The organism is Streptomyces sp. NPDC107517 (assembly GCF_055582645.1).
In genome coordinates this window covers 42,524-62,316 of record NZ_JBVJPM010000016.1, presented here as the reverse complement: position 1 = coordinate 62,316, position 19,793 = coordinate 42,524, and the positions used below count along the sequence as shown (strand labels likewise).

The following is a 19,793-nucleotide window of genomic DNA, read 5'->3' as shown; positions in this document are numbered from 1 at the left end:
GGTCAGCGTGCGACGCAACCTCGTCGACCACTTCGGCGGCCAGGACCTCACACAACTCACCGCCGCGCTTCAGCAGGTCGCGGACCTGCGAGGACGGAGCCGGCTGACGCCTGGCGTGCTTGCTGCGCCCGCCCCGGCCGTCAGCAGATCTTGCCCGACGCTGCCGCGGTAGCCCTCAACAGGTCTCGCACCAGGTCGAAGTCGATGCTCTCCGGCTTCCGGAAACGCAGGCAGCCCTTGCCCATGTCCTGCGCGGCCAGCCGCGCCGTGAACGCCTCCCGGACATCGGACCGCAGAAGATAGAACGAGATGTACTGCTTCTGGCTCGCGAAGGCGATCTCGGCAGCGCCGTCCCGCTGATATGCGGGCATTCCGTACGCCATGACCTCCTCGAACCCCTTGAGCTCCGTGCAGCACAGCTGCCGCAGCCTGGTCAGGGCTTCCCTGCGCCCCTCCACCACCTCGGCGAGATACCCGTCGACATCTTCCGCGCTGCTCTGCACCATGCGGTCGAGCGTACCCACCGGGACCCGGCCGCCGGTCCGCCCACAACTCGGCGGGCCGCACAAGGGGCGGGAAGCCGGGCTCGCACATGCCCTCCGCTTCCCGCCCCCTGTCATCCGCCGGACTTCCTGTGGCGGCGCCGACGCCAGTGCCACACCGCGCCGACCGCGACGGAGGCAGTGAACAGGAGGATGCCCACGACCGGCCAACTGCTGTCGGCGATCCGCACGCCCGTGACGAGGGTGGCCGCGACCAGGACGACCGGCACCAGAAGGGAGAGGAGAGTACGGGCGGCGCCGGCGATCGGGGCAGGGTCGAGGTGCGACCGCCGCCGGGAGACCAGCGCGGAATCGGTGAAGTAGAAGGCGGTGGCCCGGTCCGTCAACCGGGTGGTGGCCTGGTAGTACGACATCGCCATGTAGGGCAGCCAGACCAGGGGGGCGACGATGCCCACCACGAACACCAGACCCAGCAGAACCCATCGGCCTGCCTGCACCAGCCTGTGTGACCAGCCGGTGCGCTCGGACGCGGTGAGCAGTCCCAGCACCCGGGCCATGCGCAGGGTCAGGTGCCACAGCACGACGGGGTGCCGAAGCGCGGACCGATTGCCGGTGGAGGACCGTTCCCCGTGGCAGGCCGCGAGAGCCTCCCGGGCCCGGGCGGGGTTCTCGTGCACGCCCTGGAGGACCAGGAGCTCGGCGGCGCGGTCGTCGGCCGTGGGATCGCCGCCTCTCAGCGCGGCCAGCTCCAGGACCGTCAAGGCCTGCCTGAGCAACGCAGCGCAGAACGCGACAGGTACGAAAAGCAGGAACGGGCCACCGACGAAGGCACCCTCGGACACCGTGGCACGCCGCCCCCTGGCCGTCACCAGTGCGCGGAGACCTGCCGGATCCAGATCCGGGTGGTTCTTCCTGATACCGGCGACCGAGCGGGCGGCGGCCGGGCCGAGCCGCCGCACCGCGAAGGCAGCCAAGGTCTCCGGGAGGCACTCCGGATCGTCGAGCGCCATCCGGAGGAGCCACCGTACGGGCGACCGCCCCAAAGGGGTGTCAGGGAGTTCGGACCGCGAGCCTGCCACGGGGTCACCACGCTTCTGTGGCCGCGGTGGGGCCCGGCCGTAGCCGCGCTGTTCGCCGACGCGCCGCCCAGGCGGCGACGCAGGCCGGGGCCGCGTCGGCCGGCGCACTCGGAGAGGTCAGGGCGATGGTACGGGTGAAGGTGGTGACCATGAGGACCATGCGGGCGGTGAGCGAGCCCGAAACGGTCAGCTTGGCCACGCTCTTCCTCCAGCGATCAGCCGGCCCTGAGGCAGTTTGCATCAGTAAACGCCAGGGATCAAAAGGGAAACCTTGGATATGTCGTGATTGTTGCAGCCATCGACAGTTCAGTGCCGCAACGCCGTGCCCGTCCATCTGTGGCTCCGCCCCATCGCCCTGGTCGAGGCCCACATCGACCAGCCGAGCACCCGTCCCGTCGAAGACCAGTGGCCCCAGCGGCAACCTTGTAGGCAGAGGGAGTTGATGTCACCGGCAGTCAGTCCCCCGCACTACATCTCGGTGTGCGTGCGCACCGCGCCGATGATCTCGGGCCAGAGTTCGCGCGGCCGGTCGTGGCCCATGTCGGGGATCAGCAGGAGCTTCGCTCCGGGTACGAGTTCCGCGGTGCGTTCCCCTCCGCTCGGGGTGATCAGCGTGTCGTCCAAGCCGTGGATCACCAGAGTCGGTACCCGTAGGGTCCGGAGTGCCTCCGCACGCGAGCCGTCGAGGATCATCGCTCCGAGTTGACGTCCGACTCCGGCGGGATAGTACGCGCGGTCGTAGCTGCCGGCGGCCAGCTCACGCAGGAGTGCGGCGTCGCCGTATCGCCTGGAAGCCCAAACCAGTTCCCGGTCCGCCGCTGCGATGTAGCCCTCGCGGTCCGCCGGCTTCGGGCTCAGCAGTACCGCTTGGGCCTCCGGGACGGACTGGCCGTATTCGGGTTCGCCCGTCGAGGACATCATCGACGTCAGGGTGAGCACGCGGTCGGGCTCGGTGATCGCCATCTTCTGGGCGATCATTCCGCCCATCGACGTCCCGACCACATGAGCGCGTTCGATACCGAGCGCGGTGAGCAGGCCGAGGCCGTCCGCGGCCATGTCCGTCAGCGTGTACGGCACCATGGCGAGGGCGGAGGCAATGTCTCCCGAGCTCACGGCGGCGATGAACCGACCCATGTCGACGGGGTGCTCGTCGAACTTGGTGGACAGCCCGCAGTCGCGGTTGTCGTAGCGGATCACATAGAGGCCACGGTCGGCCAGCGCACGGCAGAAGTCCTCGTGCCAGGCGATCATCTGGGCGCCGAAGCCCATCACCAGCAGGACGGGCGGCTCGGCAGGATCACCGAACGTCTCGTAGGCAAGGGACATTCCGGGCGAGACTTCGACGAGTGGCATGACCTGATCTTCTCAGCCCCGGCAGTCGCGGCGCACGCGGATTGTCGGCCACCGCAGGTCGGCGGGGTCGGCGCCCGGCACCACCGGCCCGTGGCCGGGGGTGCCGGGCGCTCCCTCGGCCACCGGCCCAGCCCGTACGGTCGGTGATGTGTCTCGTCAGACCTGCGCAGTCCTCGCATGGTGTGCCGTCAGGATGCGGTGGATCAGGCGGGCGCCCGCTCGGGCGGTGCGGTGGTCCGTGTCGAGGTGCGGGTTGAGTTCCGCTACGTCGACCACGAGCGGCTTTCCGGCGGCGGCCACCTTGGCGCAGACGTGCTCGATGATCTCCATCTGCACTCCGTGGGCGGCCGGGGCGCTGACGCCGGGGGCCACCGCGGCCGGCAGTACATCGAGGTCGATGCTGAGGTGCAGGACGTCGTGGCTGTCGATGAACTCGTCGGCGAAGGCCTCGATCGCGGGCAGGTTCAGCACACCGCACTCGGTGTCCGGCAGATAGCGCACGCCGAGCCGGTCGGCGGTGCGGAACAGGTGCGCGGTGTTGCTCGGCCGGCTGACGCCGAGCACCCGGTAGTCGAGCCGGTGCCCGCGCCGCTCCTCGCTCCGCGCCATCTGAAGGAACGGTGTTCCCGAGCTCGCGCGTACGTCGTCACGGAGATCGAAGTGCGCGTCCAGGTTGAGCACTCCGATCCGTCCGCCGGCCTGGACAGCCTGGGTGGACACGAGGCCGAGATACGTGCCGTACGCCACCTCGTGACCGCCGCCGAGGACCACGACGGGAACACCCAGGTCGACGAGCGGGCCGACGACCTGCCCGAGGCGGTGCTGGCCCAACTCCAGTTCACCGTCGGTGACTTCGACGTCTCCGGCGTCGAGCGCGGTCAGCGGGGCGGGCAGGGCCATCGAGGCGAGGGCGGCGCGCAGTTCGCGCGGACCGTCCGCCGCGCCCTGGCGGCCCTTGTTGCGGCGTACCCCCTCGTCGCTGCGGAAGCCGACGAACGCCGCGTCCCACGGCCCCGTGCCGCCGGTGTCGGTGGCGCCCGCGCTGATCCCGTGGTGCCAGCGCAGGTGCTCGTCCCCGGGGCCGTCGTCCCGGCCGTGCCAGCGTTCGGGGGGCGCGTCCACGGCGAGTTCGATCGTGGTGACAGCGCTCACCGGGAGTCGTCTCCCTCGGCCATCGGGATGCGCACGCCGCGGTCACGTGCCACGGAGGCGGCGTGTTCGTAGCCGGCGTCGACGTGGCGGATGACGCCCATGCCGGGGTCGTTGGTGAGCACGCGCGACAGCTTCTGCGCGGCGAGTTCGGTGCCGTCGGCGATGCAGACCTGGCCCGCGTGGATGGAGCGGCCCATGCCGACTCCCCCTCCGTGGTGGATGGACACCCAGGAGGCGCCGGAGGAGGTGTTCACCAGGGCGTTGAGCAGCGGCCAGTCGGCGATGGCGTCGGAGCCGTCGAGCATCGACTCGGTCTCGCGGTAGGGCGAGGCGACGGAGCCGGAGTCGAGGTGGTCGCGGCCGATCGCCAGCGGGGCGGACAGCTCGCCACTCGCGACCATCTCGTTGAACTTGATGCCGGCGCGGTGGCGTTCGCCGTAGCCGAGCCAGCAGATACGCGCGGGCAGACCCTCGAACTCGACGCGCTCGGCGGCCATCTTGAGCCAGCGGTGCAGGTGCTCGTTCTCCGGGAAGAGCTCCATGATCGCGCGGTCGGTGGCCTCGATGTCCTTGGGGTCACCGGACAGGGCCGCCCAGCGGAAGGGGCCGAGCCCCTCTTCGAACAGCGGCCGGATGTGGGCCGGGACGAAGCCGGGGAAGTCGAAGGCGCGCTGGTAGCCGGCCTTGCGGGCCTCGTCCCGGATCGAGTTGCCGTAGTCGAAGACCTCGGCTCCGGCGTCGAGGAAGCCGACCATGGCCTCGACGTGGCGGGCCATCGACTCGCGGGAGCGACGGGTGAAGTCGGCGGGGTCCTTGCGCGCCTGCTCGTGCCACTCCTCGACGCTCACGCCGACGGGGAGATAGGCCAGCGGGTCGTGCGCGGAGGTCTGGTCGGTCACGATGTCGATGGGCGCGCCCGTTTCGAGGAGCTGGGGGAACACCTCGGCGGCGTTGCCGGTCAGGCCGATGGACAGCGGGCGGCGGGCCTCCTTGGCCTCGACGGCGAGGCTCAGCGCGTGGCCGAGGTCGTCGGCGGCGACGTCGAGGTAGCGGTGGGCGATGCGGCGCTCGATGCGGGTGGGGTCGACGTCGACGCAGATCGCGACGCCGTCGTTCATGGTCACCGCGAGGGGCTGGGCGCCGCCCATGCCGCCGAGTCCGGCGGTCAGGGTGATGGTGCCCGCGAGGGTGCCGTCGAACTTCTTGCGGGCGACGGCGCCGAAGGTCTCGTAGGTGCCCTGCAGAATGCCCTGGCTGCCGATGTAGATCCACGAGCCGGCGGTCATCTGCCCGTACATGGTCAGGCCGCGGGCTTCGAGGGAGCGGAACTCCTCCCAGTTGGCCCAGTCGCCCACCAGGTTGGAGTTGGCGAGCAGGACCCGGGGCGCCCACTCGCTGGTGCGCATGACGCCGACCGGCTTGCCGGACTGCACGAGCATCGTCTCGTCGTCCTTGAGCGTCTTCAGGGTGCGCACGATCGCGTCGAAGGACGCCCGGTCGCGTGCGGCCTTGCCGGTTCCGCCGTAGACGACCAGGTCTTCGGGGTGCTCGGCGACCTCGGGGTCGAGGTTGTTCATGAGCATGCGCAGGGCGCCCTCCTGCTGCCAGCCGAGGCAGTTGAGTGCACTGCCACGGGGGGCGCGGATGTGGCGGGACTCGGGGGAAACGCCGGTCATGTTCTCTCCTGGTCGACGGCGGTGCGATTGCGTGTTCCATGACAGGTGAGGCGCCGGACGCGTTCCAGCGGCGGCCGCCGAGATTCTCGGATCCGAGAACGCGGCCGGCCGACGGTGATGTGGGACCGCTCCGGGGCGCGGGCTGCGTGCGGGCCGCCTCGCCTAGGATTGCCGTGGTGTTCGCGAATCCGGCGCGACGGATCCATGGGTACGAGGACGGTGGACGGCTTGGTCGTGGACGCTGCGGAGATCGCACGCCTCTATGCGCGGCAGCCGCCCGGTTCCGCCCCGGCCTATCAGCGGATCAAGGACCTCGTGGCCGGGGAGATCACGGGTGGCCGCTGGGGCGAGGGCGAGGCGCTCCCCTCGGAGAGCCAGTTCGTGGAGTCGCTGGGCCTGTCCCGTATGACGGTCAATCGCGCCCTGCGCGAGCTGAGCGCCGACGGACTGCTCCGGCGCGTCATGGGCGTGGGCACGTTCGTGGCGCGGCGCAAGAGCAGTTCGGCGCTGGCCGGGGTGCACAACATCGCCGATGAGGTCCGCGGCCGCGGCCATGCGTACTCGGCCAGGGTGCTGTCCCTGCGCGAGGAGCTCCCCGACCCCGAGATCGCCGCACAGCTCGGCCTCGACGGGCGGCGCAGCGCGTTCCGTTCACGGGTCGTGCACCTGGAGGACGGTGCGGCGGTCCAGCTGGAGGACCGTTACGTCCACCCGGACTTCGCCCCCGGCTATCTGGACCAGGACTTCACCGCGGGTACGCCGTTCACGTTCCTGTCCGAGGTCGCCCCGCTGGGCAAGGGCGAGCACATCGTCGAGGCGGTGCTGCCGTCCGCCGAGGAGTGCGAGATCCTCGGCATCGGGGCGTCCGAGCCGTGTCTGCTGATCCAGCGCCGTACCTGGTCCGGGGACGCTGTCGTGAGCGTCGCGCGGCTGATTCATCCCGGGTCCCGGTACCGCCTGGTGGGGACGTTCGACGCGCACTGAGTCGGCCTGCCGTCAGCGTGTCCGCGTGGGGTCGGGTTTCGCGGTCGGGCGTCGGCCGGACATCGCGGCCGTCAGCCGGGCCGCCCCCCGCTCGAGGACCTCGCGGACGTGGTCGGCTTCGTGCCGGCTGTAGTGCCGCTGCCAGGTGCTGCTGAGCGCGGCGACGGGCCGTTCGTTGTGGTCGAAGGCCGCGACACCCAGCGACCGGAAGCCCTCGGAGACCAGCTCGACCTCCTCCGACCAGCCGCGTGCGCGGTCACGGGCCAGCAGGTCGAGGAGTTCGTGCAGAGAGCGGGGGCCCTTGCCGGTACGGGTGATGAGATCCGCCTGCCGGGGGAAGAGGGCCCGGAGTTGGGCCGGTGACACGTGGGCGAGAAGGGCGCGCCCGTTGGCGGTCAGGTGGGCGGGCAGCCGGACGCCGACGTCGGTGACGAGGGATATGTCCGCGTCGCCGGACCGGGTCGAGGGTGGCCGTTCCTTGAGCAGGTAGACGGTCTCCGCGCCGTGGACGATGCCCAGGTGCACGGTCTGTCCGAGGCGGGCGGAGGTGCTGCGCAGGATGGGGCGCGCGAGGCGCTCCAGGGGTTCGAGGCGCAGATAGGCCGAGCCGATCTCGAAGGACGCGACCCCGAGACCGTACGCCTGCTCCTCGGGGAGGTAGGTGACGAAGCCACGGTCCACCAGGACCGAGAGGACGTGGTACGCGGACGATCTGGGGATGTCGAGTTCGCGGGCCAGGGCCGCGGCCTGGACGGGGCCCGAGCGTCCGGCGAGGTGCAGCAGGATGTCCAGCGCACGGCCGACGGCCGGTGAGGCACTGGACGCCGTTGTCCGTTCACCCATTGGTCCACCTCTTGACTCATCTGTATATACAGGAATATACAAGGGCCTTCGCCATGCGGGAGTGCTGACGAACGCCGTCGAGCGGCACGTGATTCAGCCCCGCCACCTCACCCGGAACTCGGCGTTCCCAAGGAGGACCTGCTTTGTCCACCGACACCACGTCCCTGCAGCGCGGGCTCAAATCCCGGCACATACGCTTCATCGCCCTGGGTTCCGCGATCGGGACCGGTCTCTTCTACGGCTCCTCGGAGTCCATCAAGGCGGCGGGACCCGCCGTCCTGCTGGCCTATCTGATCGGTGGCGCCGCGGTCTTCCTCGTTCTGCGCTCGCTGGGCGAGATGGCGGTGAGCAGCCCGTGCGCCGGATCCTTCGGCGAATACGCCACAAAGTACCTCGGGCCGCTGCCGGGATTCCTCACCGGCTGGACGTACGCCCTCGAAATGGTCTTCGTCTGTCTGGCGGACATCACGGCACTCGGCGTCTACATGAGCTTCTGGTTCCCCGACGTGCCGCGGTGGATCTGGCTCCTCGCGGCCGTCGGCATCATCGGCGCGATGAACCTGTTCAGCGTCAAGGTCTTCGGTGAGCTGGAGTTCTGGCTCTCCTTCGCCAAGGTCGTCGCCATCATCGCGATGATCCTCGCCGGCCTTGCGATCATCGTCTTCGGCTTCGGCAGCAACGGCGGCGCGGGCATCTCCAACCTGTGGAGCAACGGCGGGTTCATGCCCAACGGCATCCAGGGCCTGGTCCTGTGCTTCGCCGTGGTGATGTTCGCCTTCGGCGGCACCGAGATCATCGGTGTCACCGCCGGCGAGGCGCAGAACCCGGAGAAGACCATTCCGAGCGCCGTGAACTCGATCCCCATCCGCATCGTGCTCTTCTACGTGCTGACGCTCGCGGTGCTCATGTCGCTCAACCCGTGGCAGCACATCGGCGACAAGGGCAGCCCGTTCGTCGAGATCTTCGCCGGTCTCGGCGTCGCCTCCGCGGCCGCCGTGCTGAACGTCGTCGTCATCATCGCGGCCCTGTCCGCGATCAACAGCAACATCTTCGCCGCCGGACGCATCATGTACGGCATGGCCGAGCGCAACCAGGCTCCGTCCGTCATGCGCCGCCTGTCGCGCAACGGTGTGCCGTGGATGACCGTCGTCATCATGATCGGCGCACTCCTCTGCGGCGTGGTCCTGAACTACCTCATGCCCGAGCGGGTGTTCCTCGTCATCGCCTCGATCGCGACCTTCGCCACGGTGTGGGTCTGGCTGATGATCCTCCTGTCCCAGGTCAGCGCCCGTCGCAAGATGTCCGCGCGGGAGGTCGCCGCGCTGAAGTACCCGGCGCCGTTCTGGCCCTACGGCCAGATCATCACCATCGCGTTCATGGTCGGTGTGGTGGTGCTCCTCGCGTTCTCGGACAGCACCCGGATCGCGCTGCTGGTCGGCGGTGTGTGGCTGGCCCTGATGACGTGCGTGTACTACCTGTGGCTGCGTCCCCGTGCCCGGTGGGCGGCAGTGGCCGACACCGCCCCGCAGGTCGTGCACGGGGAGGGCCGGGAACCCTCGGACGAGAACGCTTCCAGGGCCGGTTCGGAGCCAGTGCACCAGCGATAACGGCGACAGCGAGGGCCGGCGGAACCGCGAGAGCGACGGTTCCGCCGGCCCTTTTCGCGTGGTGCCGAGACCGCCCGCACAGCTGTGATCGGCCCGAAAATCCGGTTCACGCGGCAACTGTCTGGGATCCCAGACAGTAACCCTCCGCAGCCCCTGACGAAGAGGTTCCGTTTTCGGGCTTCATGGAGTCATGAACGAAACCTTCGTAGGGGTCGGCCCCCTCTCCGTCGCCGATGTCGTGTCCGTCGCCCGGCACGGGGCCCGCGTGACCCTCACCCACGAAGCCCTGGGCGAGATAGCCCAGAGCCGCAAGGTGGTCGAGAACCTCGCCAACGACGTCGTGCCCCACTACGGCGTCTCGACCGGCTTCGGCGCCCTGGCCACCCGTCACATCCCGCTCGAACTGCGCGCCCAGCTCCAGCGCAGCCTCGTGCGCTCGCACGCCGCCGGCTCCGGCGCCGAGGTCGAGCGCGAGGTCGTCCGCGCCCTCATGCTGCTGCGCCTGTCGACGCTCGCCACCGGCCGCACCGGTGTGCGCCCCGACACCGCCCAGGCCTACGCCGACCTGCTCAACGCCGGCATCACGCCGGTCGTCCACGAGTACGGCTCGCTCGGCTGCTCCGGCGACCTCGCCCCGCTCGCCCACTGCGCCCTCGCCGTCATGGGCGAAGGCCAGGTGCGTGACGCGAAGGGCGACCTGATGTCCGCCGCGGACGCGCTCGCCGCCGCCGGTCTCTCCCCCGTCACGCTGCACGAGAAGGAGGGCCTGGCCCTCATCAACGGCACCGACGGCATGCTCGGCCAACTCGTCATGGCCGCGCACGACTTGCAGATGCTGCTGCGCACCGCCGACATCGCCGCCGCCATGAGCGTCGAGGGACAGCTCGGCACCGATGCCGTGTTCGCCGCCGACCTCCAGGCCCTGCGCCCGCACCCGGGCCAGGGTTCGAGCGCCGCCAACCTCACCGCTCTCCTCAAGGGTTCGGAGATCGTCGCGAGCCACCGCGGACCTGAGTGCACCCGGGTCCAGGACGCGTACTCGCTGCGCTGCACCCCGCAGGTCCACGGCGCCGCCCGCGACACCCTGGCGCACGCCGAGACGGTCGCCTCGCGTGAGCTGGCCAGCGCCATCGACAACCCCGTCGTCACGCCCGACGGGCGCGTCGAGTCCAACGGCAACTTCCACGGCGCGCCCGTGGCCTGCGTCCTGGACTTCCTGGCCATCTCCGTCGCCGACGTCGCCTCGGTCAGCGAACGCCGCACCGACCGCTTCCTCGACGTCGCGCGCAACCACGGCCTGAACGCCTTCCTCGCCGACGACCCGGGCGTGGACTCCGGCCACATGATCGCCCAGTACACCCAGGCGGGCATCGTCTCCGAGCTCAAGCGCCTCGCCGCGCCCGCCTCGGTCGACTCCATCCCCTCCAGCGCCATGCAGGAGGACCACGTCTCCATGGGGTGGGCCGCGGCCCGCAAGCTGCGCCGCGCCATCGACGGCCTGACCCGTGTGGTGGCGGTCGAGATCCTCACCGCGGCCCGCGCGCTCGACCTTCGTGGCCCCCTGGCCCCCGCGCCCGCCACGGCGGCCGTCCTGGCCGGACTGCGCCGCGATGTCGAGGGCCCCGGCACCGACCGCTACCTCGCTCCCGAGATAGAGGCCGCCGTCCGGTTCGTGGCGACCGGCGGTGCGCTCGCGGCCGCCGAGTCGGTGACCGGTCCGCTGGGATGAACCACCCGGACCTGGTTCCTGTGACCGCCCGGGCCTGACCCGAGCAGGCCGAACTCCCGCCGCCGGCCCGTCCGGCGGCGGGAGTTCGGCTTTTATGTGAGAGGCCCCGCCGCCTGCGTACGAGCGGTCGCGTCGGCCACCCCGCCGATGCGCCGGCTCAGTTGGTTCGCCGTACGGGTCACCTGCGCGGCGATCCGCCGCTGTTGCTCGGCGCCGACCTCGTCGCCGCGAAACGTGACCGCCACCCCGGCGACGGGGTGTGCGCCGTGGTCGAGGACTGCGGCCGCCACGGACGCGAAGCCCGGTGTCACCTCGCCGTCCTCCGTGGCGTACCCGCGTCGGCGTGCCTCCACGAGGAGTTGGCGCAGCGCGGTCAGCGAGCCGGGGCCCGACTCGTTGCGCAGGACGAAGGCCGACGCGTCGGGGAACAGCGCCCGCACCTGCGCCTGCGGCAGCCGGGCCAGGACCGCCCGGCCGCTGGCGGTGAGGTGGGCCGGCAACCGCACACCCACCTCGGTCACCAAGGGGGCACGTCCCGGCGCCCGTTCCTCGATCACGTAGATGACCTCGCGGCCGTGCAGTACGGCGAGGTGCGCGTTGTGGCCCGTGCTGTCGACGAGCTTCGCCAGCGGCACCCGCGCCAGGCGCTGGAAGGGCGCCTGCCGGCTGTAACCGGAGGCGAGTTCGAAGGCGCTGACACCCAGTCCGTAGCGTCGCTCCTCGAGCAGGTGCACGACGAAGCCCTCGCGCGCCAAGGTGTCGAGCAGGTGGTACGTCGTCGAGCGGGGAAGCCCGACGTCACGGCTGATCGCCGCGGCGGGTACGGGCCCTGCCTGGCCCGCGAGATAGCGGAGGATGGCCAGCACCTGGGCGGCTGCGGGAACGGGAGACATACCGGGAGGTTACGTCCGCGCGCCGGTGCCGCCGCGGACCACCCGTGCGAAGTCTGGGATACGAGACGCATTGCGGGCGGCGGCCCTGGCACCGCCCCCGGGGCCTGGTGCTTCATGGAAGCCCCGGTGCGGACGCGCGATGGAACGCCGTCCGCGCCGGGGCACTCACTCATCCGCTGCCCGGCCGTGTGCCCACGGATCACGCCGTGCCGCCAGGACCCGGCCGCAGCATCCACGGAGAGATTCACATGCCAGTCCCCCAGCCCCTCGCCGAAGCCGACCACGCCGGCGCGGGCCGGCCCGGCGCCGCCACGCTCATCACGAACACCGGCGCCCTGGTCATCGACGGCACCGGCGTCGCCCGGGTGGATCCCCGGACCGAGGCGCCCGCGGCCGAGCGCAGCTTCGACGCCCAGGGCCTGGCGGCCATCCCCGCATTCGTCGACTCCCCGTCCCGCCCCGTCGTCGCCGCCGACCGGACCGCGGAGTTCAGCGCGCGGATGCCGGGCCGCCCCTGCAGCGTCGGCGGCATCCGTACGACCGTCGAGGCCATCCGGACCGCACCTGACAGCGCGTTCCACGTCACCGCCCGGCGCCATGTGCCGCCCTCACACCTGCACCTCGCCCACCGCGCCGGTGTTCCCCTCGTCGGCGCCGACCAGTGCGTCGTCCCGCCCACGTGAGGGATCCCGCGCCCCCCTTTCGCTCTCCGCCGTCCCGAGACACGACGCCAGAAACAAGGAAGCCACACGATGGGTGACACACCCGCCAATCCGCCTGCCGGGGCGTCCGGTTCACCGGCCGCCGGCGTGTACAGCAGCGTCCGTCAGCTGCGTGCCGATGCCTGGAGCTCACTGACCGAACTCGCACGCCAGTGGGCGTCCGACACGTCCGACGCAGCCCACCGGCAGTCGACGCAGGAGCGCTTGGACGGACTCTTCCGGCAGTTGCTGCCGATCGAGAACTGCTGGGCCTTCCCCGGCAGGACCGCCTTCGCCGAACTGCGTCGCCTGCGCACGGCCGAGGACCGGTACGGCCTGGCCCGGCGCACGGACGAACTGCATCGCGCTCTCGGCACGGAGTCGTACCGCAGCGCGACGCCCCGCCGGGCCGAACCGGCCGCTGTGGCCGGGGAGGAGCCGCTGCCTGGCGGGACAACGCCCAAGCCGTACTTCGAGGTCCTCGTCGTCGGCGAACTGACCGCGGCGGAGGAGGAGGCGCTGCGCGTCTCGCTGCGCGGGCGGCGCCGCGCCGAGGACGAGTTCGTGTACGAGATCGTCGTCGCGCCCAGCTTCGAGGACGCGGCGATGGCCGTCCTGGTCAACCCGGGCCTGCAAGCCGTGGTCATCCACCGGAGGTTCGCCGACCGGTCCCCGTACGACCTGAGCGTCGTCGCCGGCCTCGTCGAACAGCCGCCGGTCGACCCGCACGCGCAGGACGGGCCCTATGAGCAGCGGGCTCAGGCGCTCGGCGCGCGGCTCCTCGAACTGCGGCCCGAGATGGACCTCTATCTCATGACCGACGGCTCGGTGGAACGGATCGCCGGCGTGCTGAGCAGCGGATTCGCCCGGGTCTTCCACGCGCGCGAGGGGCTGCTCGAACTCCATCTGTCGATCCTGCACGGCGTCCGCGAACGCTTCCGCGCACCGTTCTTCACCGCGCTCAGGGCACACAGCAGACGCCCGACCGGTGTCTTCCACGCCCTGCCCATCTCCCGCGGAACCTCGCTGCTGACCTCGCACTGGATCCCTGAGATGGTCGAGTTCTACGGGCTGAACATCTTCCTCGCCGAGACCTCCGCGACCTCGGGCGGCCTCGACTCCCTGCTGGAGCCGACGGGCCCGCTGCGGGAAGCCCAGGACCTCGCCGCGAAGACGTTCGGCGCGCGGCAGTCGTACTTCGTCACCAACGGCACGTCCACCGCCAACAAGGTCGTCGTACAGGCCCTGGTGCGGCCGGGCGACATCGTCCTGGTGGACCGCAACTGCCACAAGTCCCACCACTACGGACTGATGCTCGCCGGCGCCCAGGTGGTCTACCTCGACGCCTATCCCCTGGACCGCTACGGGATGTACGGCGCCGTGCCCGTGAAGGAGATCAAGCGCAAGCTGCTGGAGCTGCGGCGGGCCGGGCTCCTCGACCGCGTCAAGATGCTGATGCTGACCAACTGCACCTTCGACGGCATCGTCTACAACCCGAAGCGGGTGATGGAGGAGTGCCTGGCACTCAAGCCCGATCTGGCGTTCCTCTGGGACGAGGCATGGTTCGCCTTCGCCCGCTTCCACCCGGTCTACCGCCGGCGCACCGCCATGGCCGCCGCCCGCGCCCTCACGGAGAGTCTGCGCGGCCAGGACCTCACCGACCAGTACGCCCTGCAGCAGCAGGAGTTGGGGGACGCCCCCGACGACGAGACACTCCTCGGCCACCGGCTCGTCCCCGACCCCGCCAAGGCCCGGGTCCGGGTGTACGCCACGCAGTCGACCCACAAGACCCTCACCTCGCTGCGCCAGGGTTCCATGATTCACGTCTTCGACCAGGACTTCAGCCACCGCACGGCGGAGACGTTCCGGGAGGCGTACATGACACACACCTCCACCTCCCCCAACTACCAGATCCTCGCCTCCCTCGACCTGGGCCGAAGGCAGGCCGCGCTGGAGGGCTTCGAGCTGGTGCAGAAGCAGCTCGAACAGGCAGGAGTGCTGCGCGACGCGATCGATCAGCACCCGGTGCTCAGCCGCTACCTGCGCTTCCTGACGACACCCGACCTGATCCCGGGCGAGTTCCGGGCCTCCGGAGTGGAACAGCCGCTGCGGACCGGTCTGGCGCGGATGTCCGCGGCGTGGGAGGACGACGAGTTCGTGCTCGACCCGACCCGGGCGACCCTGCACATCGGTCTCACGGGCATCGACGGGGACACGTTCAAGCACGAGCACCTGATGGACCGCTACGGGGTGCAGGTCAACAAGAGCACCCGCAACACGCTGCTGTTCATGACGAACATCGGCACCACCCGCAGCGCCGTCGCCTACCTCATCGAGGTGCTCCTCAAGATCGTCGAGGAACTGGAGGACCGCAAGGACGAGTTGGGCCCGCCCGCCCTGCGCCGGCCGGACGCCGGTGCCGCCCGCGACACGGTCGTCGCCCTGCCCGACTTCAGCGCCTTCCATGCCGCCTTCCGGCCGGGAGGCCGTACTCCCGAAGGCGACATCCGCCGGGCCTTCTACCTGGCGTACGACGAGACACAGTGCGAGTACTTGTCGGCGGACGAGGTGCGCGAGGGCATGGCCGGCGGCCGGGACGTCGTGTCGGCCACGTTCGTGACGCCGTACCCGCCCGGATTCCCCGTGCTGGTCCCCGGGCAGGTCGTCAACGAAGCCGTACTCGACTACATGAGAGCCCTCGACACCCGGGAGATCCACGGATACCGGCCGGAGACCGGATACCGGGTGTTCACCGAGCAGGCTCTGAAGGAGCAGCAGACGCTCCTCGAGTCCGGCAACGGCCCCTGGGCGGCGTCCTGACCGGTCCGGCCCCGTGCCGGAGCGCCCTTCTCGTCCGGCTTCGACGAGACCGCCCGCGGGCACGGGACCGAGGTCATTGCCTCGACACGGCAATGACCAACCGCTTAGTATCCGCAACGCAGGTCACCCATCCCTCGCGTATCCCACAACAGACAGTCGCCGGCGTCAGCCCTGGCAGACAGCGCAGACAGCCGCGACGGAGAGGCCGCCCATGAACGGCGCGCAGTCGCTGATCCGTACTCTCGTCGGTGCCGGTGTCGAAGTGTGCTTCGCCAACCCCGGCACATCGGAGATGCACTTCGTCGCCGCGCTCGACTCCGTACCCGAAATGCGCGGCGTGCTCGGCCTGTTCGAGGGCGCTGTCACCGGCGCCGCCGACGGATACGCGCGTATCGCCGACAAGCCGGCCGCCACGCTGCTCCACCTGGGCCCCGGCCTCGGCAACGGGCTGGCCAATCTCCACAACGCGCGCCGGGCCCACACCCCCATCGTGAACGTGGTGGGCGACCACGCCACGCACCACAAGAAGTACGACGCTCCCCTGGAGTCCGACATCGACCCGGTGGCCGCTTCGGTGAGCGGCTGGGTGAGGCGCAGCGACCGGGTCGCGGAGGTCGGGGCCGACGCCGCTGCCGCGGTGGCGGCGTCGATGGAGGCGCCGGGGCAGGTCGCGACGGTGATCCTGCCCGCCGACGCGTCCTGGGACGAGGGCGGTCAGGTCGCCGAACCGCAGCCCTCGCGCACTCCTGTCGCTCCCGATCCGCAGACGGTGTCATCCATCGCCGACATCCTGCGCAGCGGCGAACCCGCCGCGCTGCTGATCGGCGGCGCGGCCTGCCGTGAGCCCGGCCTCGTCGCGACCAGCCGGATCGCGAACGCCACCGGCGCGCGTGCCCTGGCGGAAACCTTTCCCGCACGGCTGGAGCGCGGCGCCGGCCTGCCCGCCATCGAGCGCCTCCGCTACCTCGCCGAGCAGGCCGTCCGCCAACTCGACGGCGTCAAGCACCTGATCGTGGCGGGCACCCGCTCGCCGGTGTCGTTCTTCGCCTACCCCGGCAAGCCGAGCGACCTGGTTCCGGAGGGCGCCCAGGTGCACACCCTCGCCGACCCGACCCAGGACGTGGTCGCCGCTCTGGAAGCGCTGGCCGAGCAGGTGGCAGCGGGCACCCTGCCGACCCTGGCCGAACCGTCCGGCCCGACGCTGCCGAGCGGCCCCCTCACCGCGAACAACTGGGCCGAGGTCGTCGGCGCCCTGCTCCCCGCCGGCGCGATCATCTCGGACGAGGCGAACACGTCCGGCGCGGCCCTGCCCGCGGCGACGGCCGGCGCTCCGCGGCACGACGTCCTCACGCTGACCGGCGGCGCGATCGGGCAGGGCATCCCGGTCGCCACCGGGGCGGCTATCGCGGCACCGGACCGGCCGGTCATCAATCTGGAGGCCGACGGCAGTGCGATGTACACGATCTCGGCCCTGTGGACCCAGGCCCGCGAGAACCTCAACGTCACCACCGTCATCCTGAACAACAGCGCCTACGCAGTACTGCGCCTCGAAATGCTGCGGGTCGGCGCGGACCTCTCGGGCCCGGCCGCGAAGACGCTGCTCGATCTCTCCTCGCCCGACCTGAACTTCGCCAAGATCGCGGAAGGCATGGGCGTCCCGTCGTCCCGGGCGACCACCTGCGAGGAACTCACCGAGCAGCTCCGCCGCGCGTTCGCGGAACCGGGTCCTCATCTGATCGACGCCGTGGTCCCGCCTCACCTGTAGGGCGCTGCTCCGCAGGGTCCCGCGGGACCGGCCGGTCAGTGCGCGCCGGGGCACCCGCACTTCGCCACGGCTACTCGGGCAGAGGCCGGTCCTGCACCACGTTCTTCATGACGAGGGTGGAGGTCAGGCGCTGCACGCCGGGGAGTTGGGCCAATTGCCGGTCGTAGAGCTGCTGGTAGGCGGCGAGGTCTGCGGTGGCGACGCGCAGCAGGTAGTCCGGATCACCGAAGAGGCGCTGCGCCTGGATGACGTGGGGGATGGCGGTCACGGCCTCCTCGAAGGCGGTGACGGTGTCGCGGTGCTCCCAGCGCAGGGTCGCGAAGACCAGGGCTTCGAAGTCCAGGCCGACGGCCGCCGGGTCGACGACGGCGCGATAGCCGCGGATGGCACCCTCGCGTTCCAGATCCCGCAACCGGCGGTGGCAGGGCGAGACGCTCAGCTGCACGCGGGCGGCCAGCTCGGTGATGGTCAGGCGGCCGTCCAACTGCAGCTCGGTAAGAATTTTCCGGTCCATGGCGTCCATGAGGAAGATTCTCCCTCAGAAGGCGCGATCATGGAGTAAAGACAGAAACACTTTCGGGCAGATCGCACCTAATCTTCCCTCTCAAGTACGGAATGCGAGAGGGATCGATTGATGGACACGACAACAGTGGCGGCGTTTCTGGCGGTGGATCTTCTGCTGGTGTTCACTCCGGGCGCGGACTGGGCTTACGCGATCTCGGCAGGGCTGCGGGACCGGTCGGTCGTCCCGGCGGTCACCGGGCTGATAGCCGGATACCTGGGCTACACCCTGCTCGCCGTCGTGGGCCTGGTGGCGATCGTGGCGAGTTCGACGACCGCCCTCACCGCGCTCACCGTCGTCGGCGCCGCCTACCTGATGTGGCTGGGCTGGGGCGTTCTGCGGCGGCCGGCGGTCCTGGGCGCGTCCACCGAGCCGATGGCCGTCTCGCGCGGGCAGATCATGCTCAAGGGCGCCGGGATCAGCGGACTCAACCCCAAGGCCCTGCTGCTGTACTTCTCACTGTTCCCGCAGTTCATCCGGCCCGCGGACGGCTGGCCGGTCGCCGCGCAGACGGGTCTGCTCAGCGCGCTCCACATGACGGCCTGCGCCGTCGTCTACCTGGGGGTCGGCGTTTTCGCCCGCACCGTCCTGAGGGCCCGGCCCTCGGCAGCCCGGACCGTCACCCGCGCCTCCGGCGCCATGATGATCGTCATCGGCGGCTTCCTCCTCGCCGAACGACTGGCCGTATGACCATGACGGCTCACAGCACTCACCCACAGAACCCGATGTCCGACGAAGGAGTACACGTGGAAGGCCACGAGCAGCAGGAGCAGGCGAGCACCGAGGTGCAGGAGCGCATCCGGGCCAGTTTTGCCCGGCAGGGCCTCATGACCCACCTCGGCGCACGGCTCAGCCGCATCGCACCGGGCGTCGTGCACATCGCGCTCCCGGCCAGGCCTGAAGTCACCCAGCAGCACGGCTACTTCCACGCCGGCGCCACCAGTTCCATCGCCGACAGCGCGGGCGGCTACGCGGCCTTCACCCTGTTCCCCGAGAACACCGAGGTGCTCACGGTCGAATACAAGATCAACCTGCTCGCGCCGGCCCTCGGGGACCACCTCGAGGCTGTCGGAACCGTCCTCAAGGCCGGCCGGACCCTGACCGTGTGTCAGCTGGAGGTCTTTGCCTCTCGGGACGACGGCACACGCAAGCTCGTGGCCAACGGACAGCAGACACTGATCCGGGTGAACAGGACCGCCGAGCAGTGATCACCCAGGGACCGTACCGCCGGCAGACCCGCCGGGCACTGCCGGCCGGCCTCGTCCGTGCCTCTCATAGCGTGTTCCTTCAACCTCATCTTTAGGGTGAGACTTCAGCGCTCTCCGGCTGCGCGACGAGGGGGCGGGGCGCCACGCACCGACCCGTCGGCCAGAGCGTCTGGCCGGATGAGGTCATCGTCGACTCGCCATCGCGACAAGCGAGTTGCCCCCTGACCGAGGCCACGAGCCGCGGTCAGATGGCGTCGCGCACAGCCCGCTCGAAACCCTCGACATGCGCACGGGCGATCTGGGCCGCCGCGCCCGCCTCACCGGCGACGATCGCGTCGATCAGCGGTCCGTGCTCCTCGACGTGGCCGGCCATGTCGGCGAGCCGGTCGATGAACAGGCACCAGATGCGCGTGGCCAGGTTGTCATGGCGGATGAGGGTGTCTTCCAGGTACGGGTTGTGCGTGGCGGCGTAGACGGCACGGTGGACCTTGAGGTCCAGGTGCATCAGCTCGGCCGCGTCGCCCTGCCGCGGGTCCACGCCTGCCAGCTCGCGCCGCACCGCCGCCAGGGCCGCACGGTCCTCGGCCGTGGCCCGCCGCGCCGCGCGGGCCGCCGCCAGGGGCTCCAACTCCAGGCGGACTTCGGAGATATGGGCCAGGTCGGTGATGTTGACGTCGGTGGCGAAGGTGCCGCGCCTGGGGTACGTCGCCACAAGGCGCTCGTACTGGAGCCGCTTGAGCGCCTCGCGCACCGGGGTACGGCCGACGCCGAGGGACTGCGCGAGCTGGTCCTCGTTGATGGGCGCGCCGGGGCGGATGTCGAGCATCACGAGCTGGTCGCGGATGGCGCGGTAGGCGCGCTCGGCGAGGGACAGCTCCTCACCACCGACCGTCGACTCGGTCGCCACGTGCTGCATGA

At 70.6% G+C, this 19,793-nt stretch carries 18 protein-coding genes; 8 read left to right on the top strand and 10 right to left on the bottom strand.

What is annotated here, in order from left to right:
* Positions 1 to 140: 140 nt before the first annotated feature.
* The 6 genes from ACZ67T_RS30800 to hutU form a co-directional block, all read right to left on the bottom strand.
* Positions 141 to 506, bottom strand: coding sequence for an iron chaperone (locus tag ACZ67T_RS30800; RefSeq protein WP_469988262.1), 366 nt, complete (start codon positions 504 to 506; stop codon positions 141 to 143).
* Between the two features lie 110 nt (positions 507 to 616).
* Positions 617 to 1,513, bottom strand: coding sequence for a hypothetical protein (locus tag ACZ67T_RS30795; RefSeq protein ID WP_469988261.1), 897 nt, complete (start codon positions 1,511 to 1,513; stop codon positions 617 to 619).
* A 73-nt stretch (positions 1,514 to 1,586) separates the two neighbouring features.
* Entirely contained in the window at positions 1,587 to 1,781 is a 195-nt protein-coding gene (locus ACZ67T_RS30790; RefSeq protein ID WP_469988260.1) for a hypothetical protein, read from the bottom strand.
* A gap of 269 nt (positions 1,782 to 2,050) precedes the next feature.
* Positions 2,051 to 2,935 carry an alpha/beta fold hydrolase gene (locus ACZ67T_RS30785; protein WP_469988259.1) on the bottom strand — a complete coding sequence of 295 codons (885 nt, stop codon included), beginning with the start codon at positions 2,933 to 2,935 and terminating at the stop codon, positions 2,051 to 2,053.
* A 156-nt stretch (positions 2,936 to 3,091) separates the two neighbouring features.
* Entirely contained in the window at positions 3,092 to 4,087 is a 996-nt protein-coding gene (gene hutG, locus ACZ67T_RS30780) for a formimidoylglutamase (protein WP_469988258.1), read from the bottom strand.
* A complete protein-coding gene (gene hutU / locus ACZ67T_RS30775) occupies positions 4,084 to 5,763 on the bottom strand; it encodes a urocanate hydratase (protein ID WP_469988257.1) in 1,680 nt (559 codons plus the stop codon). The genes hutG and hutU overlap by 4 nt, the downstream gene beginning before the upstream one ends.
* Positions 5,764 to 5,967: 204 nt before the next feature.
* On the opposite strand from hutU, the gene hutC reads away from it, so the two are divergent.
* On the top strand, positions 5,968 to 6,747 hold the full coding sequence (gene hutC, locus ACZ67T_RS30770; RefSeq protein ID WP_469988256.1) for a histidine utilization repressor: 780 nt from the start codon (positions 5,968 to 5,970) through the stop codon (positions 6,745 to 6,747).
* 12 nt (positions 6,748 to 6,759) lie between these two features.
* Here hutC and ACZ67T_RS30765 read toward each other — a convergent pair whose 3' ends face one another.
* A complete protein-coding gene (locus ACZ67T_RS30765) occupies positions 6,760 to 7,590 on the bottom strand; it encodes an IclR family transcriptional regulator (RefSeq protein ID WP_469988255.1) in 831 nt (276 codons plus the stop codon).
* A 143-nt stretch (positions 7,591 to 7,733) separates the two neighbouring features.
* On the opposite strand from ACZ67T_RS30765, the gene ACZ67T_RS30760 reads away from it, so the two are divergent.
* Both ACZ67T_RS30760 and hutH read left to right on the top strand, forming a co-directional pair.
* The gene (locus ACZ67T_RS30760; protein WP_469988254.1) at positions 7,734 to 9,197 is read left to right on the top strand and encodes an amino acid permease; all 1,464 of its coding nucleotides are present in this window, start codon (positions 7,734 to 7,736) and stop codon (positions 9,195 to 9,197) included.
* Positions 9,198 to 9,387: 190 nt separating this feature from the next.
* On the top strand, positions 9,388 to 10,926 hold the full coding sequence (gene hutH, locus ACZ67T_RS30755; protein WP_469988253.1) for a histidine ammonia-lyase: 1,539 nt from the start codon (positions 9,388 to 9,390) through the stop codon (positions 10,924 to 10,926).
* 92 nt (positions 10,927 to 11,018) lie between these two features.
* On the opposite strand, the gene ACZ67T_RS30750 is transcribed toward hutH, so the two are convergent.
* Positions 11,019 to 11,819: an IclR family transcriptional regulator gene (locus tag ACZ67T_RS30750; protein WP_469988252.1), complete on the bottom strand. Its 801-nt coding sequence runs from the start codon at positions 11,817 to 11,819 to the stop codon at positions 11,019 to 11,021.
* Between the two features lie 248 nt (positions 11,820 to 12,067).
* Here ACZ67T_RS30750 and ACZ67T_RS30745 point away from each other — a divergent pair, with 248 nt between their 5' ends.
* The 3 genes from ACZ67T_RS30745 to ACZ67T_RS30735 all read left to right on the top strand — a co-directional run bounded on the left by ACZ67T_RS30745 (position 12,068) and on the right by ACZ67T_RS30735 (position 17,105).
* Positions 12,068 to 12,502: a hypothetical protein gene (locus tag ACZ67T_RS30745; protein WP_469988251.1), complete on the top strand. Its 435-nt coding sequence runs from the start codon at positions 12,068 to 12,070 to the stop codon at positions 12,500 to 12,502.
* Positions 12,503 to 12,571: 69 nt separating this feature from the next.
* The gene (locus ACZ67T_RS30740) at positions 12,572 to 15,340 is read left to right on the top strand and encodes an aminotransferase class I/II-fold pyridoxal phosphate-dependent enzyme (RefSeq protein ID WP_469988250.1); all 2,769 of its coding nucleotides are present in this window, start codon (positions 12,572 to 12,574) and stop codon (positions 15,338 to 15,340) included.
* 211 nt (positions 15,341 to 15,551) lie between these two features.
* Positions 15,552 to 17,105: an acetolactate synthase large subunit gene (locus tag ACZ67T_RS30735; protein WP_469988249.1), complete on the top strand. Its 1,554-nt coding sequence runs from the start codon at positions 15,552 to 15,554 to the stop codon at positions 17,103 to 17,105.
* 70 nt (positions 17,106 to 17,175) lie between these two features.
* On the opposite strand, the gene ACZ67T_RS30730 is transcribed toward ACZ67T_RS30735, so the two are convergent.
* Positions 17,176 to 17,628: an Lrp/AsnC family transcriptional regulator gene (locus ACZ67T_RS30730; protein ID WP_382474094.1), complete on the bottom strand. Its 453-nt coding sequence runs from the start codon at positions 17,626 to 17,628 to the stop codon at positions 17,176 to 17,178.
* A 111-nt stretch (positions 17,629 to 17,739) separates the two neighbouring features.
* Between ACZ67T_RS30730 and ACZ67T_RS30725 the strand changes: the two genes are divergently transcribed.
* Positions 17,740 to 18,357 carry a LysE family translocator gene (locus ACZ67T_RS30725; RefSeq protein WP_469988248.1) on the top strand — a complete coding sequence of 206 codons (618 nt, stop codon included), beginning with the start codon at positions 17,740 to 17,742 and terminating at the stop codon, positions 18,355 to 18,357.
* A gap of 56 nt (positions 18,358 to 18,413) precedes the next feature.
* A complete protein-coding gene (locus tag ACZ67T_RS30720) occupies positions 18,414 to 18,875 on the top strand; it encodes a PaaI family thioesterase (RefSeq protein WP_469988247.1) in 462 nt (153 codons plus the stop codon).
* A gap of 244 nt (positions 18,876 to 19,119) precedes the next feature.
* Here ACZ67T_RS30720 and ACZ67T_RS30715 read toward each other — a convergent pair whose 3' ends face one another.
* Positions 19,120 to 19,791, bottom strand: a complete 672-nt coding sequence (locus tag ACZ67T_RS30715) for a GntR family transcriptional regulator (RefSeq protein ID WP_469988246.1) — start codon at positions 19,789 to 19,791, stop codon at positions 19,120 to 19,122.
* Positions 19,792 to 19,793 lie beyond the last annotated feature (2 nt).